Raw genomic sequence first — 24,156 nt, 5'->3', positions numbered from 1 at the left:
TAGATTATAATTAAAACAGACTATTTTATATAATTTAATACATTATCAAGTAAATTATATCTATAAAGCATAATAAAAATAAATATACAAAAGAAGTTTAAGATATAAGTATAAAAAATAAATTTAATAACATTACTTTATTTTCTTTTTTACTATAATCTTTAGACTTAAAAAACAAATTTAAATAAAATATAGCTGTAATTACACTTATTATTGAATAATAACATATTTACAATAAAACTACTAAAATCTTTCCACATAAATAATAACCACTACAAATTATTTCATTAAATAATAAAGTCCAAAATATATTATAAAATATATAATAATTATAATTGACCCTAATTTTATAGACTGTCTCCAAGTAGGAAATTTTAATTTAGAATAAAACATACTTAAAACTACAAATACATTTGTTGCAAGTAATGTATTTTTAATATTAAAGATAAGATCAATCATAACAAACTCCAAATTAAATATATGAAGTTATATAAAAATTAACTAAAGAAAATAATAAGAAGAAAAATACAAAAAATGAAATTATTCTTATAAATGATTTTTTACTAATATCTTTTTTAAAACACTACTTAGATTTATAATACAATTCAAATAAAGCTATAAAGAAAAATAAAATAGATATTGATAAAACTAATTTAATTAATTCGCTAATAATATGAAAAACATCCATAACATAAAAAATTTCCAAATTAGAATATATAATTATTATCTAAGAATTAATTTTATCAACACTTATAGACACATTAATAAAAATGCGTCTATAAGATTATTATAAAATAAAAGCTATATTTATAAACTAATAATAGCACACATTATACTGAGCATCTAACCCTGCAATTCCTCCTACACCGTAACCAACACTACTACCAATCGTTTGTCCGAGTCCGACCCCGCCCCAAAAACCTAATCCACCTGTTCCTGCAGCTCCTGCTAGCCCTCCTATAAATGTTCCACCAGCATATCCTATAGTAGATCCGGTTAATCCATATGAATGTGCTGTCGAGAGATAATCCCCAATTGTACACCCATACTGTGTTCCACTGCTTGAGAGATTTATTGATGTAAAATTAGACCAACTATTAGATATACTATAGATAAGCTAGACCAACCATTAGATATGCTAGCCCCAAATGAACCAAACATATAATTCCTCCTCCTTGTTTATTGTTTATTAAACGTATCAGAGTGATACAGATAAAATGGTTATCATGCGGTTTAGAGCATTGTAAAATATAATTTTAAGTTAAAATAAAATAAAAATAATGTATAAATAATAGATACATTATGTTTGATATTATATTATCACAAAATGTATATTTTAATTGAGCAATAATAATATTTACAATACTGTAAAATATGCGACATACATCGCTCTTTCTCTTAAACAAACATAAAATCAAATGAACCCTTCACAAGAAAAACTAGTAGTCTTCTCTTGGTTTACAAGAACAACAAAGAAATATATTTATTATGTTCTCGAACTCAGTTGCGTTGCTGTTGTTTTGCGTTTGCTGGGTTTAGTGAACCCCTTTATCTTTCAGGCAATTATTGACCGTATTCTCCCTTTTCAGCGTGCTGAAAGTCTCTATGCTATCGTTGTCTTGATGGTTGCTATCATGCTGTTTAGCACAGCTCTTAGCACTCTATCTGGTTACCTAGGCACTTATTTAGCCAATCGGCTTACGCTAGAATTTGGACGGCGTATTTACACCCATCTGTTAAGTCTCTCCTTGTCTGTGTTACGTCATTGGCAAGTGGGAGAACTGTTTTCGCGTATTGGAGAGGTTGATACAATTCGTGTTTTTTTTAACAGGAACCATCGCCACAACCGTGTTGAATGTTCTGTTTTCCATTATTTACCTTGCAGCACTCTTTTCCATTAGTCCCAAACTTACCTTTATTGTCCTTATCATTTTGCCCTTACAAATGAGCTCTTTAGCATCTGTTGGTCCCTTTTTACGCCACCAATTACGCCGCGCATTCACTCTGCAAGCCGCCCATAAAACACGCCTTATTGAAAGTTTTAGCAATCTTGAAGCCATTAAAGCACACGTAAAAGAACCTGCTCATACGATACGGATGCAAGAAACTTTAGCCCGCAGTCTCGATCAAAGCCTTACAACGAGTAAATTTCATCTCTTGAATGGGGCTTTAAGCCATATTTTTGGTGATCTTTTCACCATTTTTATCATCTTTTTTGGCGCCCAAGCAGTGCTGCAAAATCAAATCACACTAGGACAACTTATTGCCTTTCATCTTCTTGCTGGCAATGTTTCTGGTCCTATCTTAAGCCTTGCATCCTTATGGGAAGAATGGCAACATTTAGAAATCTCTCGTCTTCGTTTAGGTGATATTCTTAACGCACCTTCAGAATGGGAAACAGAAAAACCACCTCTTCAACTCACTGCGTCCCCTTATCTTGAAGCAAAAGATATCTTCTTTTCTTACGGAGAAAAACCTATTGTCAACCATCTTGATATCTGTTTGCAACCTGGCAAGCCTATCATGTTGCTTGGTCCTTCAGGCTGTGGAAAATCAACTTTAGCCAAACTCCTTTGCGCCCTTTATCCCCCAGCAAGTGGACAAATATTGATTAACGATCAATCTATACAGAATTTTGATATCCGTAGCGTTCGTAAAACAATCGCATATTTTCCTCAAAGCCCTTGCCTTTTTTCTGGAACCATTCTTGAAAATATGCTTCTTGCCAAACCGGATGCTACTGAAGATAAAATCAATGCTGCAATTCATGCTAGCGCTTGTTATGATCTCATTGCCCAATTGCCTCAAGGGCTCCATACCCAAGTGGGTGAGCAAGGGGGCTTTTTATCAGGTGGTCAACGCCAACGCTTAGCATTGGCTTGTTTTTTTCTGATAGAACCGCAGATTCTTATCTTGGATGAACCCACTTCTGCATTAGATGATACAGTCAGTGCACAAGTTGTTGAACATTTATATAAACTTTCGCAAGAGCGTATTGTTCTTGTCATTACCCACAAACGTGATCTTTTTCCTCAGCATGCAACTATATTAAATTTTACTGATCTGGAAGCAAAAAATGGCAGATAAGGTACCACACTTGCGTCCTTTATCGCCAACCCTTCATATGGTGATTACTGTTTTGGTCGCCTTATTCCTTTTTATTGTGATTGGTAGTTTTGTCACAAAAACAGAGATTGTTGCACGGGGACAAGGAGCGGTTATTCCCACTTCCTATGTTCAACTCGTCCAAGCGCAAAATACAGGTCGTATTGAGAAAATTCTCGTAAAAGAGGGGTAATTTGTTCATCAAGGCAATCTCCTTATTCAATTGGATCCCCGTGAAGCCCTCAATGAACGCGCACGCGTTCAAGCCGATATTGCCCAGCAAACTCTTCAAGCCCAAATTGCCGCAGCTATTTTAGCTGCCTTAAGTGAGCGAGATCCTTTGGAGAAAGATTTTGTAACCAAAGGGCTCGCTTATTTGCAATTTCCTTCCTCAAGCAGTACAACAGCGAAAATGGAGGGAGAAAAACTCATTCACGCGACCCTTCAATCATTACAAGATAAAGTAAAAGCACTGAAAGCCCAAGCTGATCGTGTTACACGAAGCGGTGCTGTTCAATACGCGCAATTGGATAAATTAAAAGACGATCAACAATTAAGCCAAGAAAAGCTTAAAGCTGCTAAAAGCCTAATGGAAACAAAAGTCATCAGCAACTCCCTTTATCTAGAACGTTTACATGACTTTAAAAATGTAGAACATGAAATTTTAGCCAATCAAAAACGCTTAGAAGAAAACACGGCTGAAATAGAAGCTCTCCGCCAACAAAGACAAAGCCTTATTTCCGATGAAATCGCCCTCTATCGGCAACTTTCTCGTGAAACAGAACTCACTCTTCAAGGATTAAAAGCCAAACTTGACAGCTGCCAATATCGTCTTGACCACTTATCACTTTATGTACCTGTGGATGGACGCATTGATGTTTTAAGTATCCACACCTTGGGTGGCTTTGTAGAAGCAGGGAAAACTCTCATGCGTATTGTCCCAGGCTCAGGTGGGCTGATTGTCGAAGCGTTTTTTGATAATCGAGATATTGGTTTTTTAGAAAAAGGCCAACGTGCTTACATAAAATTTTCTGCCTTTCCTCCTGAACGCTACGGTGTTGTCTATGGTACAGTTACCAATGTAGGTGCAACAGCCCGCCGTGAGCAAGAAATTAATGGTGCTTATGCTGTCTTAATCAAAATCGATCAGGATCACATCACTTTTAATCAGAAAGAGTTGAAATTTATCCCAGGCATGACTGTGACAGCTGATGTCATTACTTCAAAACGGCGTCTCATTTCTTATTTCTTCGAACCTATTACAAAAATTTTAGAACAATCTCTAAAGGAAAGATAATGTCTGTAAATGAAAATTCATCACTATCACTCATAGATCCTCTTACGGCTTTGGGTGCCATGGTCGTTTTAATGCTTACATCTCCCTATACCGTCTCTGGCGAATTTGGGATATTGAACGAAACTTAGGTCCAGCTTTACAGACTGGGCAATATAAACTCTATAAAAATGAACGTGGAGAATTTTGCGCCTTTATCACTTGGGCTTTTTTAAATGAAAAGAATCATCACTCTATGCTTAAAAAGGGAGAGTTTTTACCCGATGCCAATTGGCAGAATGGAAAATACGTATGGTTTATTGATTTTGTTGCACCTTATGGTCATACTGCTCATATTGTACGCGATATGCAACGAAACATATTTCCTGATCAGCGTTATTGTTATGCTGTACGACGTAATGAAGATGGTGGGATACGAAAAATTGCACGCTGGTGTAGCTATAGAACAAAAAAGCCAGCCGAATAGTTTTTACAAAGTACGTGAGCATAAATTCACTTAGAAACTTTCACCGTACATGCCCTTATAATAAATTCGCTTAGATTTAACTTTCCCGAACGCATTTTAAAAACGATAGCGTAAACCACCAGAAAAATGAATTCCGGTAAAACCAGCTTTAGTAAGCTTATGTTGATAATTTAGATCACCATAAAGTGTAACTTTAGGAGATAATTGCGAATTGATACCCAAACCAGCTTCCAAAGAAGAGCCAAAGGAACCTAACTGAAAAGCATCTTTAAAATGCACAAATTGTTTTCCTCTAAAATTATGAGAAAGATGAATTTTGCCATACAAAGACATGGTACGCTCCTTTTCAGGCTCTGCAAATGTCTTAGTTAAACGCCCACCAATACGCATTACCCATTGATCAAGCTTTCCCATATCAACATCAAATCCATCGATATCGCGTGCTTTATGAAATTGAAGATGCTGATAAACAAAATGAATTTGTGGATCAAAAACAAAACCTTCATACCCAGTGATAAATGCCTTACCAGCAGATAATGAAATATTTAGGGGACTTCCTTTTAATGTTGCCACTCTTCCCCGTACAGAAGTGAGAACATCACCTTTTAAAAGACCATAGGTTAAAAAACCATCCACATAAAAACCAGCCTCATGTTCCACATTACCATAGGCCGTCACTGACTGTTTATGAAATATACTCTCTTCGTTTTGTTCAACATTCTGAGGTCGCAAAGAAAGTCTTCCATAGGTTCCCATAATGCCAAAGGATGTTGTACCGTATGCATTTTCAATTGTTTTGAATAAAATACCAGCCCCTATGGCATTATAATCAAGATCACTTCCATAACCATATTCAAACGGGGAAAGATCTGAGACATAATGATGTTTTCCACCGTAACCATGAACAAATAAAGTAGGAGCTTTATCAATCTGTCCACCAGAAAAAGAGCGTACAGTTTTCAATTGCTCATTTTGACTATTAATATCCACCAATCCAGTATGAAACAAAGTATTTGATAAAAGAAGATAAGTTGGAATTTGTGGAACAACATTCCTCACTCTTAGCTCAGAATAAGGGAGTTTTGATGTATTTTGAATGGGCTGAATATATTTACTTTCTAGGCGAAAATCCCAAAAATCCCCATCACCTTTTACTAATCTTTGAGAGGTCTCTGCTCTTCCAAGAGAAGAATCCGGACCATAAGCACTCAGATAATATTGATAAGGAAAACCTTCCAGCGCAATGTAAGAACTACTCAGCTGAAAAGAATCTTCTGCTGCTTTTCCAGAGACTTGAATAAGTGAAATGGTTTTAGCGTTTTCACCGTCTGCTCCCTCCCCTTGACTTGCTGTGATAAACTGCACATGGACTGTGGTTTTTCCAGAAACATCACCATGGATCAAAAGCCGGTCTGTCTTTTGGTTATTAAGCGAGCCATCACTATTGAGATGCGTATTGAGATAAATCCGAGCATTATCTTGAGCATAGTAAACTTCTCCTTCTCCTTTTCCAACATAAAGGGTTTGGTATTCTTGCAGAGTTGGATCTTCGAAGATAAGAGAACTATCAGAAAGCTTTACAAATGAAATCGACGAATTTACACTGTTTACATTTTGCGAATTTGCCTCTTTCCTTTTTGTTAAAATCCATTTTGATTCTCCTGTTAAATAAAGTTCCGCGATAGAATCATCCGTAACGCGGGTGCCTCCTATAAGAGATGAAGAATCTGCTAAAATCGTTACAGAGGACCTTTCCTCAACTGTGAGTAATAAGTCACCAGAGATCTCTGCGCCTTCTGCTGAGCCAATATAACCACTGCTCTTATGACTATGAACAGCTGTACCATTTGGAACAGAAAAAGTCGTATTTTTTAAAAAAACAAATCCTTGTTGGTCTTCATTGTTTTCTTTGTCCATATCAAAATGCATGCCATATTTTTTACCTGTAATAGTAACTTTCGAATCTTCAATATTAACGCGTGAAATTAAAATATTCTCCTCACCACTCCGACCTGATTGTGTATGAGAATCTAATCCCATCCATAAACCATGAATATCGGTTGCCACAACATCGCTCTTTTTTAAAGAAAGAGAACCATTCTGATTTACATTAAAAACCGCAAAACCAATCTCATCATCTTCATCTATCTCTATTGGTTGATCTTTTGAAGAAATGCCAACCCCCTCTAAAGTTGCGCGCCCCCTTACCCCCACATAAAGTGCAGCTGCATCTTGCACATCAATCGATCCACCTGTCATTTTAATAATCGCATCGGTGCCACTGAAAAGAGCTATTCCTTGGCTAAAGTCCTGCCCCTTCACTTTAATTTTCGCATTTGTTAAAAGCACAGACGCTCCTTGCTTTTCTGCATGAACAGCTATTTCGGTTGCCTCCACAGTTCCACCATTTACCTCGATTACTCCCTTATCAGCTCTCAGACCTGTTGATACATCCTTAAAAGTTGAATCATTCAAGACAACTTTTCCCCCTTGCGATGCAATGACACCATAAGTATCTTTTACATCATTTACACCACTCATTTGTAGACGATTTGCTTCAATAACCGTACCTGTCTGCTGTGCAACTACGGTAGCAAAGTTTGAAAGAGAATTACCTCGCCTCTTCTCTTCTTTAGAAGATTTAGTAAATTTGTATATTTTATCGCTAATTGTATGTTTTGTGCCATCACTACATTGATAAGGTAATTTTCCTTCCTCACATGGAAGTGACACAGACGAACGAGAACTCGCGTTAATATTTATACTCAATAAAAAAGGAAAAATAGCTGTTGTTACAACACACGAATATAAGTGACTTTTAGGTACCCTAATCATCATTCCTCTTCAAACTTTCTTTTTCTCAGCAAAACAAAAAATACAGGCAAAAACAAACTATGGATTTAAATGCAATGAATATAAAATAAATAACAGCTTCTCATCTGGTAAATCGCTGTATTTGTAATACGTTTTGTATTTTATGTAAAGTGAGAATAATCCGCCCTAAAAAACAAATCGTATGGAAAGTGAAACTCCACGGATTTCTCCGATAGCAGTGAAATTTTAGAGGATCGTTGCCAATATATACGAAAATATCCCCATATTTTATAACAAATTGCTAATTTTAAAAACTGAAACTTGTGTTATTCGCCGATACCTTTTTTCATTTTCAAAATGCGCTAGCATTCTTGTTTTGTTGCATTGGTCTCCGCAAAAGTATCATTATCCATAGGCTGTTGATCTCTCGCTATCACTAAACTAGCTAAAAATAAGTTACTTCGTAGAGTTTATATAAAATAAATTCTCTTAAGATTCTGCACTTTGTAGTGATAACCTCTGTTTTGAACAAGTATCATAAATTGATGAAAATTCATTCATACGCAAATCATATTTTCAGAAGGAACATAAATTGGTTTCTTACTACATTTTGACAGAGCCTATTGGATTGAACTTTCTTAATACTTTATTTTCTCATTATGCCGGTGTTAATAAAGGTGCTGGTTCATACATCCAGCTGTGCTTAAGGAAACTATGCCGCTCAAATAATTTCACGATTTTCTTCACGTGTCCCTTTTTCACTGGATTTACTGACGATAAAAGACTTTTAAGCTTAGTAATTATTTCTTACTCCCATGTTCCAAGATAGTTCAGAACTGTATGAAAATAATAGATTGGCGAAACAATCTCACACAAGCAAGAAAAAGTAAGAAGGTAGAATTTTTGATCATTGTCAGCAGTAAAACTTAAGGCTGGCATTCAGGTTGTTCTTTGTGCTCTTTACAATGAGGGCTATTCAAGCGCCTATCGACATTTCGCTGAGGAATAACTGCATCAGGCTGGCAAATGGGAAGATTTTTATATTTCTCACACAATTTTACCATCCCAAACTTCTCATGGAAGCCTGCTTCTATCATACATAGACGCTCTGCTTCCTCCGCATTTAACTTTTCATTGAAACTTATATCTGTATTAAGACGACCATCAAGATACTGTATTCCGCATTCTAACAGAGCCTTTTTTATCTCAATTTGATCTACACCGGACTTCTCCCATGCATCTACAACTGTTTGAGATGACTGTTCTAGATAACATCCAGCCATAATAAATAGAACTATCACGCTTAATAATTTAAAAATCTTCTTCATTTTCTATCCTTGAATCATTTGATATTACGAAACAATCCAGAACTTTATTATTTTACACCCTGTACTTTGTTTCCAAAACGATGATAAACGTTATAAACTTTTATTATCGTTTTGAATATTTTATTTTTAACGATTAGTATTATCAAATGCTATATCAAAATAGATTAGAATTATCGTTAAATCCTCTTTCATCAACCCTATAGCCCTAATTATTATCAATATTCGCGTTATAATCTAGAATTTTTTATACATCTTATGTCTACATTTTTGTATACTAACTATCAATAGATAGCATTGAGATGATGCTTTGAAAAAACAATTTCGCATAAGCAAGAAAAAAGAATCCGGAAATTGTTAATCATCACTAGCAGTAACACTTAAAACGCGCATTCATATTATTCTGGATACTTTTCCCAAAAGAACTATTTCAGTGATTTTGGAAGATCTCTAAAGTTTAATACATCTCTAAAGAATGGTAGCATCAAATGATGAATGGAACGTTTTTTAAAGTTTAACACGAATTCGGTCCGTAAAATTTATTCACCCCCCCCTTGAAACCTGCACGCATAACTTACTGCTTTTGCATTAATGCTGACTGTTGTGTTTTCTGAAGCTTTATCATAAGAGGGGAGCATTCAACATTCCCACAATATACCTTTTTATCTCATTAAAATCTGCACTAGGCTTATCTCACATACTTATGTACTCTGAAAGAGGTAAAAAATCATATTCAGTATAGTTAACAGGATCAGCGTACTTAATGATTTTAAGATTTGTTTCATTTTTTGCATCATGAATTTTTGAATAAATTGGTGTAGAATTAGATGAAAAACAACATCCTGTACATGCATCATCACCTATATGACTATAACAATTATAAGTACTAGAAAAATAGTCTAATAGTGCTCTGCCTATCTCTTTAAGTGGACTCACAACCATAATTCTCTCGGAAAGATAGAGAATATCATCCATAAAAAATTTATCTCTACGGATACCTGATAAAATAGATAGCTTGAGGCCAGCTCCTATGCTAATGGAATTTGATATATCATTTTATAACTAAACATGATCTTTTCTATGATCAGCTTACGCCATATATTGTATTTTTTATATTCTGAGCATTATAAACTGGTTCGAAAAGATAGATTTCTGTTTTTGTTCTATACTATAGGCGCCATACTTGTCCAAATCCTATAATCTATTGCCCACTATCATATTGTCACGGCTGTTCATATCAATAAGCGCCTTATATTACCATTATGACATCCAAAATTCTAAAATTTCTTTATCAAATTACTCATCTCAAAACTTTTGATAAAGTGCCTCTCAAAACTCTACTTTCCATGAGTGAATTTGTAAATATAGTGTTTTATGATCATTATTAGCAGACAGCATAACGGGTTACATCATCTGATATATTAAAATATGCCATTGTAAAAAATATACAGATACCCTCAAGCCTATTTATGCTTCTTCTCTTCAGTTTTTATAATAATTGAAGTATTAATTTCTATTACCCTCTGTTATAGAGTTTCCCTCTTCATTCATTAAATAGATTACATTGTCATTTTTATTATACTCAACTATGCCCACAGAATGTTCTTTGAGATATGTAATTTTATGAATTTTATCAAACTATCCAAATCTTTTATTCATCAATTCATTAATCATATCTAGACTATTATAAACTATTTCCTCAACGAAAATTCATCTATTGATCATAGTCTGGTGGGTTGCTGCGGTATTTTGGTTGAGAGAAATAATGACCCGTTCAATACCTTGTCCCATTGCTCTATAGCTGGCTTTATAGGTGAGGAGGAGGATGCCATTGCTGATAATAAACTTGGTATGTCTTTCTATTTCAACATAGGTTTTTGCGTGACATACAATATTATTGGCAACCTTTTTTACATCTTACCACCTAAACAATGCTTAAATACTAGCTACTGACTTGAATAGTTAATCTATATTGTCTCATGCTAAAAAGGCATAAGAAACTCTTATTCTTCATAATAAAGCAAAATTTGAGTATTTATTAAAAATTTCGTATTAATTTATAACCGAATAAATTGTTCTTCGGATTATAAAAAACTTTTGCTCATTCATGATGACTTTTTCAATTTTTATAAAAAATATCAATCAAGAAAATATTTAAATTAATCATTTCCTTATTTTAAATAGGACGCCATTTTTCTTTAAAAGATCGCTGTCCATTACTCTATGCATTCTTCTGCCTCGAAGGCCTTAAAAAAGCATTTTGATCTGAGAACATTAAAAAATTTTATAAATTAAACAAAAAGATAAAGCACATTAATAAGAAAACACAGCAAAACACCCTAAATACTTATAATGACAATCATCTCATAGTTTTTATTCGCGTATTTGTTTTTTTAATGCCTATTTTCTGCATTTTAACATAAAAAACGCCCAAATTCTAAATCTAGGCGCTCTCTTATTTATTTTTGCATGTATTCAAATTATTCAGCAACCGCTTCAGTTGCCATATTTGTCAACATAGCCTTAGCTGCCTCATTATTGCTAGATTTGCGCCGCTCATCTACGATTAAATCATCACGAACTGCTGCAATACGGCGGATTTGCGCAATCGTACCCCCTGTACCAGCAGGAATAAGACGACCAACAATAACATTCTCCTTAAGACCTTGCAAAGTATCAATTTTACCAGAAACTGCCGCTTCAGTGAGTACTCTTGTTGTCTCCTGAAACGATGCCGCCGAAATAAATGATGGTGTCTGAAGAGATGCTTTTGTAATTCCAAGAAGGATGGGAGTACCAGATGCAGGTCTCTTCCCTTCAGCAATCAAATTATCATTGATCTCATCAAGTTCAATACGATCAACATTATCGCCTGGAATATAACTAGAATCCCCAGATTCAGTAATTTCAACTTTTTGTAACATTTGGCGAACAATCACTTCAATGTGTTTGTCATTAATGAGAACACCCTGCAAACGATAAACTTCTTGAATTTCATTAACAAGATAAGATGCCAAAGCTTCTACACCCTTAATTGCCAAGATATCATGAGGTGCTGGATTACCATCAAGGATATAATCTCCTTTTTCAATTTGATCACCTTCTTGGAAGTGGAATAACTTACCTTTCGGAATCAAATATTCTACTGGTTCAAGAGTTTCATCATTGGGTTCAATAATAATACGACGCTTATTCTTATAACCACGACCAAATCGAATTGTACCACTGACTTCAGCAATGATCGCATGATCTTTTGGACGACGTGCTTCAAAAAGCTCTGCCACACGTGGTAGACCACCTGTAATATCTTTTGTTTTAGCACTTTCCATGGGCAAGCGAGCAATAACATCACCAGCCTTAACATGAGAACCAGGTTCAACAGACAAAATAGTTTCCACTGACATCATGTAACGCGCTTCACCTCCTTTATGCAATTTGGCAATGGTTTCAGCTTTTTTATCTGTATGGATGATAATGGCTGGTTTTAATTCAGCACCACGAGGATTTGCACGCCAATCAATCACCAAACGTTTCGTAATACCCGTCGATTCATCAGCTGTTTCAGTCACTGATAAGCCATCAATCATATCTTCAAAGCCCACATACCCCTCAACTTCAGTTAAAATTGGACGGGTATAAGGATCCCATTCTGCTATACGTTGACCACATTTAACGACGTCACCATCATCAACAAAAATATGCGCACCATAACTCACACGGTGTGCTACACGTTCTTTGCCGGTCTCATCCTTGATAAGAATAGCCATATTACGTCCCATAACCACCAAATGACCTTCAGAATTGCGAACGACATTGCGATTGCGAATCTCCACTATACCTTCATAAGAAGCTTCTAAATGAGATGAATCAACAACTTGCGCCGTTCCTCCTAAGTGGAAAGTACGCATCGTAAGCTGAGTTCCCGGTTCACCAATCGATTGAGCAGCAATAACACCAACTGCCTCACCCTGATTAACCGGTGTTCCACGCGCCAAATCACGACCATAACATTTAGCACAAACACCAAGACGTGTTTCACATGTTAAAGCAGAACGAATTTGAATAGATTGAATTCCAGCTTCTTCAATCTTAGCAACATCAGCTTCCTCAATCATTGCTCCACCTTCAAGGATAACCTCTCCAGAAACTGGATGCAAAATATCAACAAGTGCTGTGCGCCCCAAAATTCTTTGCCCGAGAGATGCAACAATTTGTCCTGCATCAACAATCGGCTGCATAGTGAGCCCCTTTGCAGTACCACAATCAACAGCTGAGATAATAGCATCCTGTGCAACATCAACAAGACGCCGTGTGAGATAACCAGAGTTAGCCGTTTTTAATGCAGTATCAGCAAGTCCTTTACGAGCACCGTGTGTCGAATTGAAATATTCGTTAACGGTCAGCCCTTCCTTAAAGTTTGAAATAATAGGAGTTTCAATAATTTCACCCGATGGCTTTGCCATTAACCCACGCATACCAGCCAACTGTTTCATTTGATTTGCAGAACCACGCGCACCAGAATGCGACATCATATAAATAGAATTCATTGGACGCTGACGCCCCGTTTTAGGATCAAATTCAACAGACTGAATACGTTTCATCATTTCATCAGCAACGCGATCCGTACATTTACCCCACGCATCTACAACCTTGTTATATTTTTCACCTTGTGTAATCAGACCATCATTATATTGCTGTTCATATTCTTTGGCCAAAGCTTCCGTTTCTGCAACCAAACGTGACTTGCTATCAGGGATAACCATATCATCCTTGCCAAATGAGATCCCCGCACGACACGCATAAGAAAAGCCAAGTTGCATAATGCGATCACAGAAAATAACCGTTTCTTTCTGACCACAATGCCGATAAACCTGATCAATCATTTTAGAAATATTCTTTTTTGTCATCTCTTGATTGACAATATCAAATGAGATATTTGGATTTTTGGGCAAAAGCTCTCCAATAATTAAACGGCCAGGCGTGGTATCATAAAGTTTAGCAACCTCTTTTCCATCTTTTCCTATATTTTTAACACGACCTTTGATCTTCGTGTGAAGCGTTACAATCTTATTTTCTAAAGCATGATGAAGCTCACCCATATCGGCAAAAGCCATCCCCTCTCCTGGCTCTTTTTCAGAAACAATCGAAAGATAGTAAAGACCGAGGACCATATCCTGTGATGGAACAATAATCGGGGCACCATTGGCTGGATGAAGAATATTATTGGTCGACATCATTAAAACACGAGCTTCAAGCTGTGCTTCAAGCGAAAGCGGAACGTGAACCGCCATCTGATCACCATCAAAGTCCGCATTAAAAGCCGTACAGACCAATGGATGAAGCTGAATCGCTTTGCCTTCAATCAAAACAGGTTCAAAAGCCTGAATCCCTAAACGGTGCAATGTCGGCGCACGATTGAGCAAAACAGGATGTTCACGGATAACTTCATCCAAGATATCCCAAACTTCAGGATGTTCTTTTTCAACAAGTTTCTTAGCCTGCTTAACAGTTGACGAATATCCCTTCGCATCAAGCCGCGCATAAATAAAAGGCTTAAATAATTCCAGAGCCATTTTTTTAGGAAGACCACATTGATGTAGCTTTAATTCAGGTCCCGTCACAATAACGGAACGTCCTGAATAATCAACACGCTTACCAAGCAAGTTTTGACGAAAACGTCCTTGCTTTCCTTTTAACATGTCTGAAAGAGACTTTAATGGACGCTTATTTGCCCCAGTAATCACACGCCCACGCCGACCATTATCAAACAATGCATCAACCGCTTCTTGAACCATACGTTTCTCATTACGCACAATAATTCCAGGAGCACGCAGCTCAATCAAACGCTTCAAGCGGTTGTTACGATTTATGACACGACGATAAAGATCATTCAAATCTGATGTGGCAAAACGCCCACCATCGAGCGGAACCAATGGACGTAAATCAGGTGGAATGACCGGAATCGTTTTCATAATCATCCATTCTGGTTTATTTCCAGATTCAAGGAAATTCTCAACGATCTTAAGCCGTTTAATTAGTTTTTTTTGTTTTAATTCCGACGTTGTTCCAGATAACTCAACGCGCAAATCATTGGCAATTTTTTCTAATTCCATACCTGCTAGAAGCTCATAAATAGCTTCAGCACCAATCATAGCCGTAAATTGATCTTCCCCAAACTCATCAATAGCAAGCATATATTCTTCTTCAGAAAGCAGTTGATGAAGCTTAAGGGATGTCAATCCTGGTTCTGTTACGATATAATTTTCAAAATAAAGAACCCGCTCAATATCCTTTAAAGTTAAATCTAAAAGTGTAGAAATACGCCCCGGCAATGATTTCAAGAACCAAATATGAGCAACCGGTGCAGCAAGCTCAATATGCCCCATGCGCTCACGACGCACGCGTGAAAGCGTCACTTCTACACCGCATTTTTCACAGATAATGCCCTTATATTTCATGCGTTTATATTTACCGCATAGACACTCATAGTCCTTAATTGGACCAAATATACGCGCACAAAAAAGACCATCACGCTCTGGCTTAAAAGTCCGATAATTAATCGTCTCAGGCTTCTTGATCTCACCGTATGACCAAGACAAAATCTTCTCAGGACTCGCAATGGAAATACGAATAGAGTCAAATGTCTGCGCTGGCGCTTGAGGATTGAAAAGATTCATGACCTCGTGGTTCATGCCGTTCTCCTTCAAAGATTCTTAGAACCTGTTGTAATATCTCATTTGTTTTATCACAGATGTTATTTAAAACCTATTTCTACTTTTAAAAACTGTCTGTGCTCTCTTATATAAAAGTTTCTTGATTTAGCCCTCTCAAGACAACCAAAGCGCACCTTATTCAGTGCGCTCTTTAAATTATTGTTCTGATGTATCAGATAACGCCCGTTGTGCAATAAGTTCACGTGCATCATCAAGTTCTACATTAAGAGCAAGTGAACGCATTTCTTTTACCAACACATTAAAGCTCTCAGGTATACCAGCCTCAAATGTATCGTCACCGCGTACAATTGCTTCATAAACTTTTGTTCGACCAGCAACATCATCCGATTTAACTGTCAGCATTTCCTGTAAAGTATACGCAGCACCGTAAGCTTCAAGTGCCCAAACCTCCATTTCACCAAAACGCTGACCACCAAATTGCGCCTTACCACCTAAAGGTTGTTGTGTAACAAGCGAATATGGCCCAATCGAACGCGCATGAATTTTATCATCAACAAGGTGGTGTAACTTCAACATGTAGATATAGCCCACCGTCACCGGACGATCGAAAGGCTCTCCAGTCCGACCATCGTAAAGTGTAACCTGTCCCGAGCTATCTAAACCTGCATCCTCCAGCATCATATTGATATCAGCTTCATGCGCTCCGTCAAAAATAGGTGTTGCGATTGAAACACCTTTTTTCATCTGTTGCGCCAATTTGTAGAGGCTTTCATTATCATACTGACGAACTGGTTCATTATGATCATTATCAGGCATAAGATTTTCGATACGCTGACGCAGAGGCAGGATATCCCCAGTCTCTTGATATAACTCTAGCAAATCTCCAATCTTCTTACCCATACCAGCACATGCCCAACCAAGATGCGTTTCAAGAATTTGTCCAACATTCATACGACTAGGCACACCAAGCGGATTCAAGACAATATCAGCATGGGTTCCATCTTCAAGAAATGGCATATCTTCTACAGGAAGAATACGGGATACGACCCCTTTATTACCATGGCGTCCCGCCATTTTATCACCTGGTTGGATTTTGCGTTTTACAGCCACAAAAACCTTCACCATTTTCATGACACCAGGAGGCATTTCATCGCCTCTTTGGACCTTCTCAACTTTATCCATAAAGCGACGTTGCAATGCTTCTTTTGATTCATCATATTGCTTGCGCAAAGCCTCAATTTCATTCTGAAGCTTTTCATCCTCAACAGCAAATTGCCACCATTGTGAGCGCGGATACTGACTCATTATCGTATTGTCAAGCTTCTTACTGCTTGCAAAACCCTTTGGTCCTTCTATTGCTACTTTACCGGCCAACATATCAGAAAGACGCGCATAAACATTGCGATCAAGAATTGACTGTTCATCATCACGGTCTTTTGCTAAACGCTCAATCTCCTCACGTTCAATTGCCATTGCACGTTCATCTTTTTCTACACCGTGACGGTTAAAAACGCGAACTTCAACCACAGTCCCAAAAGTTCCTGGCGGCATTCGCATAGAAGTATCGCGAACATCTGAAGCCTTTTCCCCAAAAATCGCGCGTAAAAGCTTTTCTTCTGGGGTCATAGGACTTTCACCTTTTGGTGTAATCTTACCAACTAAAATATCACCAGGTTGGACTTCAGCACCAATATAGATGATACCAGCTTCATCAAGATTCCTTAACGCTTCTTCTGCAACGTTAGGAATATCGCGTGTAATTTCTTCAGGACCAAGCTTCGTATCCCGTGCTGCAACTTCAAATTCCTCAATATGAATCGAAGTAAAGACATCATCGGCAACAATACGTTCCGATAACAAAATGGAATCTTCGTAATTGTATCCATTCCAAGGCATAAAAGCGACAAGTACATTTCGCCCAAGAGCCAAATCACCAAGATCAGTAGAGGGACCATCTGCAATAATATCGCCTTTTTCTATCCGATCACCAACATGCACAAGAGGACGCTGATTAATACAAGTGGACTGATTAGACCGCTGAAACTTCTGTAAACGATAAATATCAACACCAGACTTTGAAGGATCTAAATCCTCTGTTGCGCGTATAACAATACGGGTTGCATCAACTTGATCGACAATACCACTGCGCTTTGCGCTCACAGCTGCACCTGAATCGCGAGCAACAACAGATTCCATCCCCGTACCGACGAATGGTGCTTCAGCTCGTATCAGAGGAACCGCCTGACGCTGCATATTTGATCCCATCAACGCACGATTCGCATCATCATTTTCCAAAAATGGAATAAGAGCGGCTGCAACTGAGACCAACTGTTTTGGAGAAACATCCATCAAATCCACATGATCACGCGGCGCCATCAAAACTTCACCAGCGTGACGACAAACAACAAATTCTTCTGTAAATCGCCCTTCACTATCTAATGATGAATTGGCTTGCGCTACATAATGCTTTGATTCTTCCATAGCAGAGAGATAAATAACTTCTGTTGTTACTTTACCATCAACAATTTTACGATATGGACTCTCAATAAAACCATATTTATTAACGCGCGCAAATGTTGCTAAGGAATTAATCAAACCAATATTAGGGCCTTCAGGCGTTTCAATCGGACAAATACGACCATAATGCGTAGGATGTACGTCACGAACTTCAAATCCTGCTCTCTCACGAGTCAAACCACCCGGACCAAGAGCAGAAAGACGGCGTTTATGGGTAATTTCCGATAATGGATTGGTTTGATCCATAAACTGCGATAATTGTGAAGACCCAAAAAATTCGCGAACTGCTGCTGCAGCAGGCTTTGCATTTATCAAATCCTGCGGCATGACCGTATCAATTTCAACCGATGACATCCGCTCCTTTATTGCACGCTCCATACGTAACAAACCAATGCGGTATTGATTCTCCATCAATTCTCCAACGGAACGAACACGACGATTGCCAAGATTGTCAATATCGTCAATTTCACCACGACCATCACGCAATTCAACCAACATCTTAACAACAGCAAGAATATCCTCTTGACGCAAAACGCGAACTGTATCTGGACAATCAAGATCCATACGCAGATTCATCTTAACACGCCCAACCGCAGAAAGATCATAACGCTCTGGATCAAAAAATAACGAATGGAACATAGCTTCCGCTGTATCCATTGTTGGTGGCTCACCTGGACGCATTACACGGTAAATATCAAATAGCGCATCCTGTCGACTCTCATTTTTATCCACTTTTAAAGTATTACGGATATATGCTCCAACATTCATGTGATCAATATCAAGGATATTGATTTGATCTGCATTAACATCAGATAAAGTCTTCAATATTTTTTCATCAATTTCATCACCAGCTTCAAGATAAATCTCACCCGTCTGATAATTGACTATGTCTTCTGCTAAATAGCACCCTAATAAATCATCCTCACTGACTTTTACTGCTTTTAGACCTTTTTCAGCTAAAGACTTTGCAACACGAACTGTTAGTTTTTTACCAGCCTCAGCAACAACTTCACCACTCTCTGCATCAATAAGATCAGAAACGAGCTTCATTCCTTTAAAGCGGTCAACAGAATAAGGAATACGCCACCCATCCCCATCTCGCTCATAAGCAACTTTATTATAAAACGTCGATAAAATATCCGATGCATCCATGCCTAATGCCATCAAAAGACTGGTGACAGGAATCTTACGTCGCCGATCAATACGAGCATAAATGATGTCTTTCGCATCAAACTCAATATCAAGCCAAGAGCCGCGATAAGGAATAACACGAGCAGCAAAAAGAAACTTACCTGATGAATGGGATTTTCCCTTATCATGGTCAAAAAAGACACCAGGAGAACGGTGCATCTGTGAAACAATAACACGCTCCGTACCATTAATGATAAAGGTACCATTTGTCGTCATTAAAGGCATATCGCCCATATACACGCCCTGCTCTTTAATATCTTTGATATCTTTCGAGCCGGTATCTTCATCAACATCAAAAACAATTAAACGTAATATCACCTTCAATGGTGCAGCATAAGTCAAATCACGCTGACGACATTCTTCAACATCAAATTTCGGTAAATCAAATTCATAACCAACAAACTCAAGCATCGCTGTACCGGAAAAGTCCGAAATAGGAAATACCGATTTAAAAACAGCTTGCAAACCTTCATCTGGTCGTCCACCTTTTGGTTCCTCAACCATGAGAAACTGATCGTATGACGCTTTTTGAACCTCAATAAGATTCGGCATCTCTGCTACTTCAGGAATCTTACCAAAAAATTTGCGTACGCGCTTACGACCATTGAATTGAGACATCATCGTTAGGGTCTGAGCCATCGTCGCTCCTTGATCTTTACTCTTCAAGGTAGACTAAACCTTGAAAGCTTTATATCATTAACCTGCATATGCAGATCAGTTCACTTGATACCCAATAAGGGTATTACCAACTTGTCCCCCTAACACAAACCATCCATTTAATTGGCTGCACAATAAGGGACTAAGAGTAAAAACCATTCCCAACAGCTACTTAACTGTTGGGAAAAGGCCTTTATTGATCGTATCTTCTTGTTAGAAGAAAGGAAATCGGCGAACATAAATGCTCGCCGATAAAATCAAATTTATTTAAGTTCAACTTTAGCACCAGCAGCTTCAAGTTGAGATTTAATTTTTTCTGCTTCATCTTTAGAAGCACCTTCTTTAATAGGTTTAGGTGCTCCTTCAACCAAATCTTTAGCTTCTTTAAGACCAAGGCCTGTAAGAGCACGAACTTCCTTAATAACATTAATTTTTTGCGCACCACCTTCAACAAGAATAACATCAAATTCTGTTTTCTCTTCAGCAGCTGGAGCAGCAGCACCAGCGACAGCAGCAACAGCTACAGGAGCAGCAGCCGAAACTCCCCATTTCTCTTCAAGTAACTTAGAAAGCTCTGCTGCTTCCAAAAGGGTTAGGTTAGAAAGGTCTTCTACGATCTTTGCTAGATCAGCCATTTTTTAAATTCCTTCAATTAAAAGATTCGAACCATTATTAAAACTTATTCAAAAAAATAGAAAAGCCAAAACTCTTCTATAAATTATGAATACAAAACAGCCTTAAGCCGCCTTATTCTCCTGAGCATATGCTCCAATGACACGCGCGACCTGACTACCAGGCGCATTAACAACTTGTGCGATACGGGTTGCAGGAGTAGAAATCATACCTACAAGTTTTGCACGCAATTCGTTTAGTGAAGGCAATGAAGCCAATGACTTCACAGCATCTACACTCAAACTTATTGCACCCATTGAACCGCCAAGGATAACAAATTTATCATTGGTTTTTGCAAAATCAACAGCAACTTTCGGTGCTGTAATTGGATCTTCTGAATAAGCAATAAGCGTCTGCCCTGTAAAAAGACTCGCTATTGTTTCAGATTCCGTGCCCTGAAGAGCGATTTTAGCAAGACGGTTTTTGGCGACTTTCACGGCACCTCCAGCTTCGCCCATTTTCGAACGAAGATCGTTCATCTGCGAAACTGTCAGACCGGAATAATGTGCAACAACAACAGAACCAGACTTCTGAAAAGCCTCATTAAGCCATGTAACAAACTCGCGTTTTTCCGCTCTATTCACTGTCTCTCTCCATTTAACAGATTTGCTTAAAACAAATCTGTTGGTTACCTTTGATAACATAAAATATTTATGCTATCGATGAGGATCCTGTCCCCTTTTTCACGCACAGCGATCAAAGGCAACCTTGGTTCAAACCCTTTAAGTCTTTTAACTCTCAGTTTTTACCCCAGTCTCATGCAGGTTTTTTTTCGATTAAGATACTCCAACAGCATCACCCACAATCTCGGACAGGATATTCCGGAATTTCCTCCGGCATAACCTAAGCTAATAAAGCTTAGATAACCCAATACCGATAAAAATCGATACCTTAAAATATAATTTTGATATTCATCTACCCCAAACAAAATTATAAATCTGTTTAAAAATCACTCTGAACGAACTGTTGTAGGATCAACTTTGATTCCAATCCCCATAGTTGAAGAAACTGCAACACGTTTGATATATTCACCTTTTGCACCTTGCGGTTTGGCTTTCATAACAGCACTCGCAAAAGCTTTAATATTTTCCACTATTTTCTCAACCCCAAAAGAAGCCTTACCAATACCAGCATGTACAATACCAGCTTTTTCAACACGAAATTCAACAGCACCACCTTTAGAATCCTTGACAGCACCAGCAACATCAAGTGTCACAGTACCAACTTTTGGGTTAGGCATCAAACTGCGCGGACCAAGAATCTTACCAAGACGACCAACCAAAGGCATCATATCTGGCGTTGCAATACAACGATCAAAATCAATCGTCCCACCATTAATGCTTTCAAACAAATCTTCAGCTCCTACAATATCTGCACCGGCAGACTTAGCTTCCTCAGCCTTATCACCACGCGCAAAAACGGCAACACGAACATTTCTCCCTGTTCCATTGGGTAAATGAGCAACACCCCGAACCATTTGATCTGCATGACGAGGATCAACACCCAAATTCATAGAAATCTCAATTGTTTCGTCAAATTTAGCAACTGCACGCTCCTTAACCATCAAAACAGCATCATTTAAAGCGTAAAGTTGATTAAAATCAACATCTTTGCGGATATTTTTTATTCTCTTTGCTAGTTTTGCCATAACATTAGCCCACCACTTCCAAGCCCATAGAGCGAGCAGAACCCTCAACCATACGCATCGCTGACTCAATGTCATTCGCGTTAAGATCTTTCATCTTTGCTTCCGCAATTGAACGTATCTTATCGCGAGAGACGCTTCCTACAGACACTTTACCAGGCTCTTTGGAGCCAGATTTTAAATTCGCTTCCTTTTTCAAGAAAAAGGATACAGGAGGTGTCTTTAAAGAAAAGGTAAAAGACTTATCTTGGTAATAGGTGATAACAACTGGAATCGGTGCCCCCTTTTCCATTTCCTGTGTCGCTGCATTAAATGCTTTACAAAATTCCATGATATTAATACCACGCTGACCAAGAGCTGGACCAATCGGTGGGGATGGAGTAGCAGCCCCTGCAGGAACCTGCAACTTGAGCTGACCTATACTTTTTTTTGCCATAATAATCTGCCTTTAATCTCACTGGTACACAGACAACACACCTTGCCTGCTACCCGCTGCAGTAGAGTGGTTCGGTTCATTAAGCCGACAAAAGCTATAAATTACCTCCCACCGGTTACTCAAGGTGATCCAAATCACCTTAAGCCTAATCAAAGTTTTTCAACCTGATTAAACTCTAAATCAACAGGCGTAGGACGCCCAAAAATTAACACTTCCACCTTAAGGCGGGAGCGCTCTTCTTCAACCTCTTGAACAATACCATTAAACGAAATAAAAGGACCATCAGCAACGCGAACCTGTTCCCCCACCTCAAACAATACAGAAGATTTTGGCACCTCAACCCCTTCTTGAACTTGTTTAAGAATTTGCTCAACCTCTCTATCAGAAATAGGAACTGGACGCGCATCTGATCCCAGAAAACCGGTCACTTTGGGAGTATTCTTAATAAGATGATAAACCTCATCCGTCAACTCAGCACGAACAAGAACATAACCAGGAAAAAATTTTCGCTCAGCATCAACTTTGCGTCCACGACGAACCTCTACAATACGTTCTGTGGGTACAAAAACCTTTTCAAACAGATGATCAAGCCCCTTCTGCTTCGCTTCCTTCTCGATAGATTCTGCTACCTTCTTTTCAAAATTTGAATATGCTTGAACAATATACCAACGAGCAGCCACAGTCACACTTCCTTGCACTTTCAACTAAAAAGATATTTTAGAAGATCAATACCCCGCCAAACACCAAAATGCATAATCTGATCCACAACAAAAAAGAAAGCCGAAGCCAAAGTAGTTACCAACAACACCATAACAGTCGAAATAACTGTCTCACGACGTGTAGGCCATTTCACTTTCACCGTTTCTGCATAAACCTGCTTTAAAAAGGTAATTGGATTGGTTTTAGATGCCATCAGTCACACTATATTCTTTCTAGCCTTATTGTTCTCACACAACAAAATAAATACAATAAAAATGCGAAAAGCCAATCTCAAACCGTATGCAGCTTCCTCATTTTCTATTCAATAACGATTCACGCACAAAAAAACAAGCCCTATCGACAAAAAAGAGAAGAAGGCAGTCAAAAAATCTACCTCCTCACAGCTAAATTCTCATTTCCCTCTGGCAGGGGCAGCAGGGCTTGAACCCGCGACCTGCGGTTTTGGAGACCGCCGCTCTACCAACTGAGCTATACCCCTAACCTTTTAAATCATACCATCAAATCCTCTCAAAGACCATTATTTACTCAATGATCTTAGAAACGATACCGGCACCAACAGTACGACCACCTTCACGAATAGCAAAGCGAAGTTTCTCTTCCATAGCTATCGGAACAATCAGAGAAACATCCATCGCAACAT

The 24,156-nt window shown here is 38.0% G+C and carries 15 protein-coding genes, 1 tRNA gene and 1 pseudogene; 5 read left to right on the top strand and 12 right to left on the bottom strand.

From position 1 onward, the window contains the following. The first annotated feature begins 1,418 nt into the window (after nt 1-1,418). From ABD917_RS07060 to ABD917_RS07040, 5 genes and pseudogenes are all read left to right on the top strand, one after another. Nucleotides 1,419-1,901: an ABC transporter transmembrane domain-containing protein gene (locus ABD917_RS07060; RefSeq protein ID WP_345119390.1), complete on the top strand. Its 483-nt coding sequence runs from the start codon at nt 1,419-1,421 to the stop codon at nt 1,899-1,901. After that, a complete protein-coding gene (locus ABD917_RS07055; protein ID WP_345119389.1) occupies nt 1,849-3,087 on the top strand; it encodes a peptidase domain-containing ABC transporter in 1,239 nt (412 codons plus the stop codon). The genes ABD917_RS07060 and ABD917_RS07055 overlap by 53 nt, the downstream gene beginning before the upstream one ends. After that, a complete protein-coding gene (locus ABD917_RS07050; RefSeq protein WP_345119388.1) occupies nt 3,077-3,298 on the top strand; it encodes a hypothetical protein in 222 nt (73 codons plus the stop codon). The genes ABD917_RS07055 and ABD917_RS07050 overlap by 11 nt, the downstream gene beginning before the upstream one ends. A gap of 15 nt (nt 3,299-3,313) precedes the next feature. Then, nucleotides 3,314-4,402, top strand: a pseudogene (locus ABD917_RS07045) (HlyD family type I secretion periplasmic adaptor subunit); the annotation flags it as partial. 19 nt (nt 4,403-4,421) lie between these two features. After that, a complete protein-coding gene (locus tag ABD917_RS07040) occupies nt 4,422-4,865 on the top strand; it encodes a toxin-activating lysine-acyltransferase (protein ID WP_345119414.1) in 444 nt (147 codons plus the stop codon). A 96-nt stretch (nt 4,866-4,961) separates the two neighbouring features. Here ABD917_RS07040 and ABD917_RS07035 read toward each other — a convergent pair whose 3' ends face one another. The 12 genes from ABD917_RS07035 to ABD917_RS06980 all read right to left on the bottom strand — a co-directional run. Next, nucleotides 4,962-7,700 (bottom strand): autotransporter family protein, encoded by a 2,739-nt coding sequence (locus tag ABD917_RS07035; RefSeq protein ID WP_345119413.1) that lies wholly within the window; start codon nt 7,698-7,700, stop codon nt 4,962-4,964. A 905-nt stretch (nt 7,701-8,605) separates the two neighbouring features. Next, the gene (locus ABD917_RS07030; RefSeq protein WP_345119387.1) at nt 8,606-9,007 is read right to left on the bottom strand and encodes a hypothetical protein; all 402 of its coding nucleotides are present in this window, start codon (nt 9,005-9,007) and stop codon (nt 8,606-8,608) included. 2,477 nt (nt 9,008-11,484) lie between these two features. Beyond that, on the bottom strand, nt 11,485-15,696 hold the full coding sequence (gene rpoC, locus ABD917_RS07025; protein ID WP_345119386.1) for a DNA-directed RNA polymerase subunit beta': 4,212 nt from the start codon (nt 15,694-15,696) through the stop codon (nt 11,485-11,487). Between the two features lie 177 nt (nt 15,697-15,873). Then, nucleotides 15,874-20,025 (bottom strand): DNA-directed RNA polymerase subunit beta, encoded by a 4,152-nt coding sequence (gene rpoB, locus ABD917_RS07020; RefSeq protein ID WP_345119385.1) that lies wholly within the window; start codon nt 20,023-20,025, stop codon nt 15,874-15,876. Nucleotides 20,026-20,306: 281 nt separating this feature from the next. Next, nucleotides 20,307-20,678, bottom strand: a complete 372-nt coding sequence (rplL, locus tag ABD917_RS07015) for a 50S ribosomal protein L7/L12 (RefSeq protein WP_004860149.1) — start codon at nt 20,676-20,678, stop codon at nt 20,307-20,309. Nucleotides 20,679-20,780: 102 nt separating this feature from the next. Further along, nucleotides 20,781-21,299 (bottom strand): 50S ribosomal protein L10, encoded by a 519-nt coding sequence (rplJ, locus tag ABD917_RS07010; protein ID WP_345119384.1) that lies wholly within the window; start codon nt 21,297-21,299, stop codon nt 20,781-20,783. A gap of 365 nt (nt 21,300-21,664) precedes the next feature. Then, nucleotides 21,665-22,363 (bottom strand): 50S ribosomal protein L1, encoded by a 699-nt coding sequence (gene rplA / locus ABD917_RS07005; protein ID WP_345119383.1) that lies wholly within the window; start codon nt 22,361-22,363, stop codon nt 21,665-21,667. Nucleotides 22,364-22,367: 4 nt separating this feature from the next. Next, on the bottom strand, nt 22,368-22,796 hold the full coding sequence (gene rplK / locus ABD917_RS07000) for a 50S ribosomal protein L11 (protein WP_345119382.1): 429 nt from the start codon (nt 22,794-22,796) through the stop codon (nt 22,368-22,370). Between the two features lie 149 nt (nt 22,797-22,945). Continuing rightward, entirely contained in the window at nt 22,946-23,476 is a 531-nt protein-coding gene (gene nusG / locus ABD917_RS06995; RefSeq protein WP_345119381.1) for a transcription termination/antitermination protein NusG, read from the bottom strand. 20 nt (nt 23,477-23,496) lie between these two features. Then, nucleotides 23,497-23,709, bottom strand: a complete 213-nt coding sequence (secE, locus tag ABD917_RS06990) for a preprotein translocase subunit SecE (protein WP_345119380.1) — start codon at nt 23,707-23,709, stop codon at nt 23,497-23,499. 209 nt (nt 23,710-23,918) lie between these two features. Then, a tRNA-Trp gene (locus tag ABD917_RS06985) sits at nt 23,919-23,994 on the bottom strand. Nucleotides 23,995-24,037: 43 nt separating this feature from the next. After that, the coding region (locus ABD917_RS06980; RefSeq protein WP_208436598.1) for an EF-Tu C-terminal domain-related protein at nt 24,038-24,156 on the bottom strand (119 nt) is incomplete at its 5' end.

The organism is Bartonella pachyuromydis, from assembly GCF_039543065.1.
Taxonomy (GTDB): Bacteria; Pseudomonadota; Alphaproteobacteria; order Rhizobiales; family Rhizobiaceae; genus Bartonella; species Bartonella pachyuromydis.
The sequence above is the reverse complement of the archived record's forward strand: the minus strand, read 5'-3'. Positions and strand labels throughout refer to the sequence as shown.

Coding starts and splice junctions, on each gene's coding strand:
- rplA (WP_345119383.1), bottom strand. CDS start 22,363: ATGGCAAAACTAGCAAAGAGAATAAAAAATATCCGCAAAGATGTTGAT.
- secE (WP_345119380.1), bottom strand. CDS start 23,709: ATGGCATCTAAAACCAATCCAATTACCTTTTTAAAGCAGGTTTATGCA.
- ABD917_RS07060 (WP_345119390.1), top strand. CDS start 1,419: ATGAACCCTTCACAAGAAAAACTAGTAGTCTTCTCTTGGTTTACAAGA.
- rplK (WP_345119382.1), bottom strand. CDS start 22,796: ATGGCAAAAAAAAGTATAGGTCAGCTCAAGTTGCAGGTTCCTGCAGGG.
- rplL (WP_004860149.1), bottom strand. CDS start 20,678: ATGGCTGATCTAGCAAAGATCGTAGAAGACCTTTCTAACCTAACCCTT.
- ABD917_RS07035 (WP_345119413.1), bottom strand. CDS start 7,700: ATGATTAGGGTACCTAAAAGTCACTTATATTCGTGTGTTGTAACAACA.
- rpoC (WP_345119386.1), bottom strand. CDS start 15,696: ATGAACCACGAGGTCATGAATCTTTTCAATCCTCAAGCGCCAGCGCAG.
- rpoB (WP_345119385.1), bottom strand. CDS start 20,025: ATGGCTCAGACCCTAACGATGATGTCTCAATTCAATGGTCGTAAGCGC.
- ABD917_RS07030 (WP_345119387.1), bottom strand. CDS start 9,007: ATGAAGAAGATTTTTAAATTATTAAGCGTGATAGTTCTATTTATTATG.
- ABD917_RS07050 (WP_345119388.1), top strand. CDS start 3,077: ATGGCAGATAAGGTACCACACTTGCGTCCTTTATCGCCAACCCTTCAT.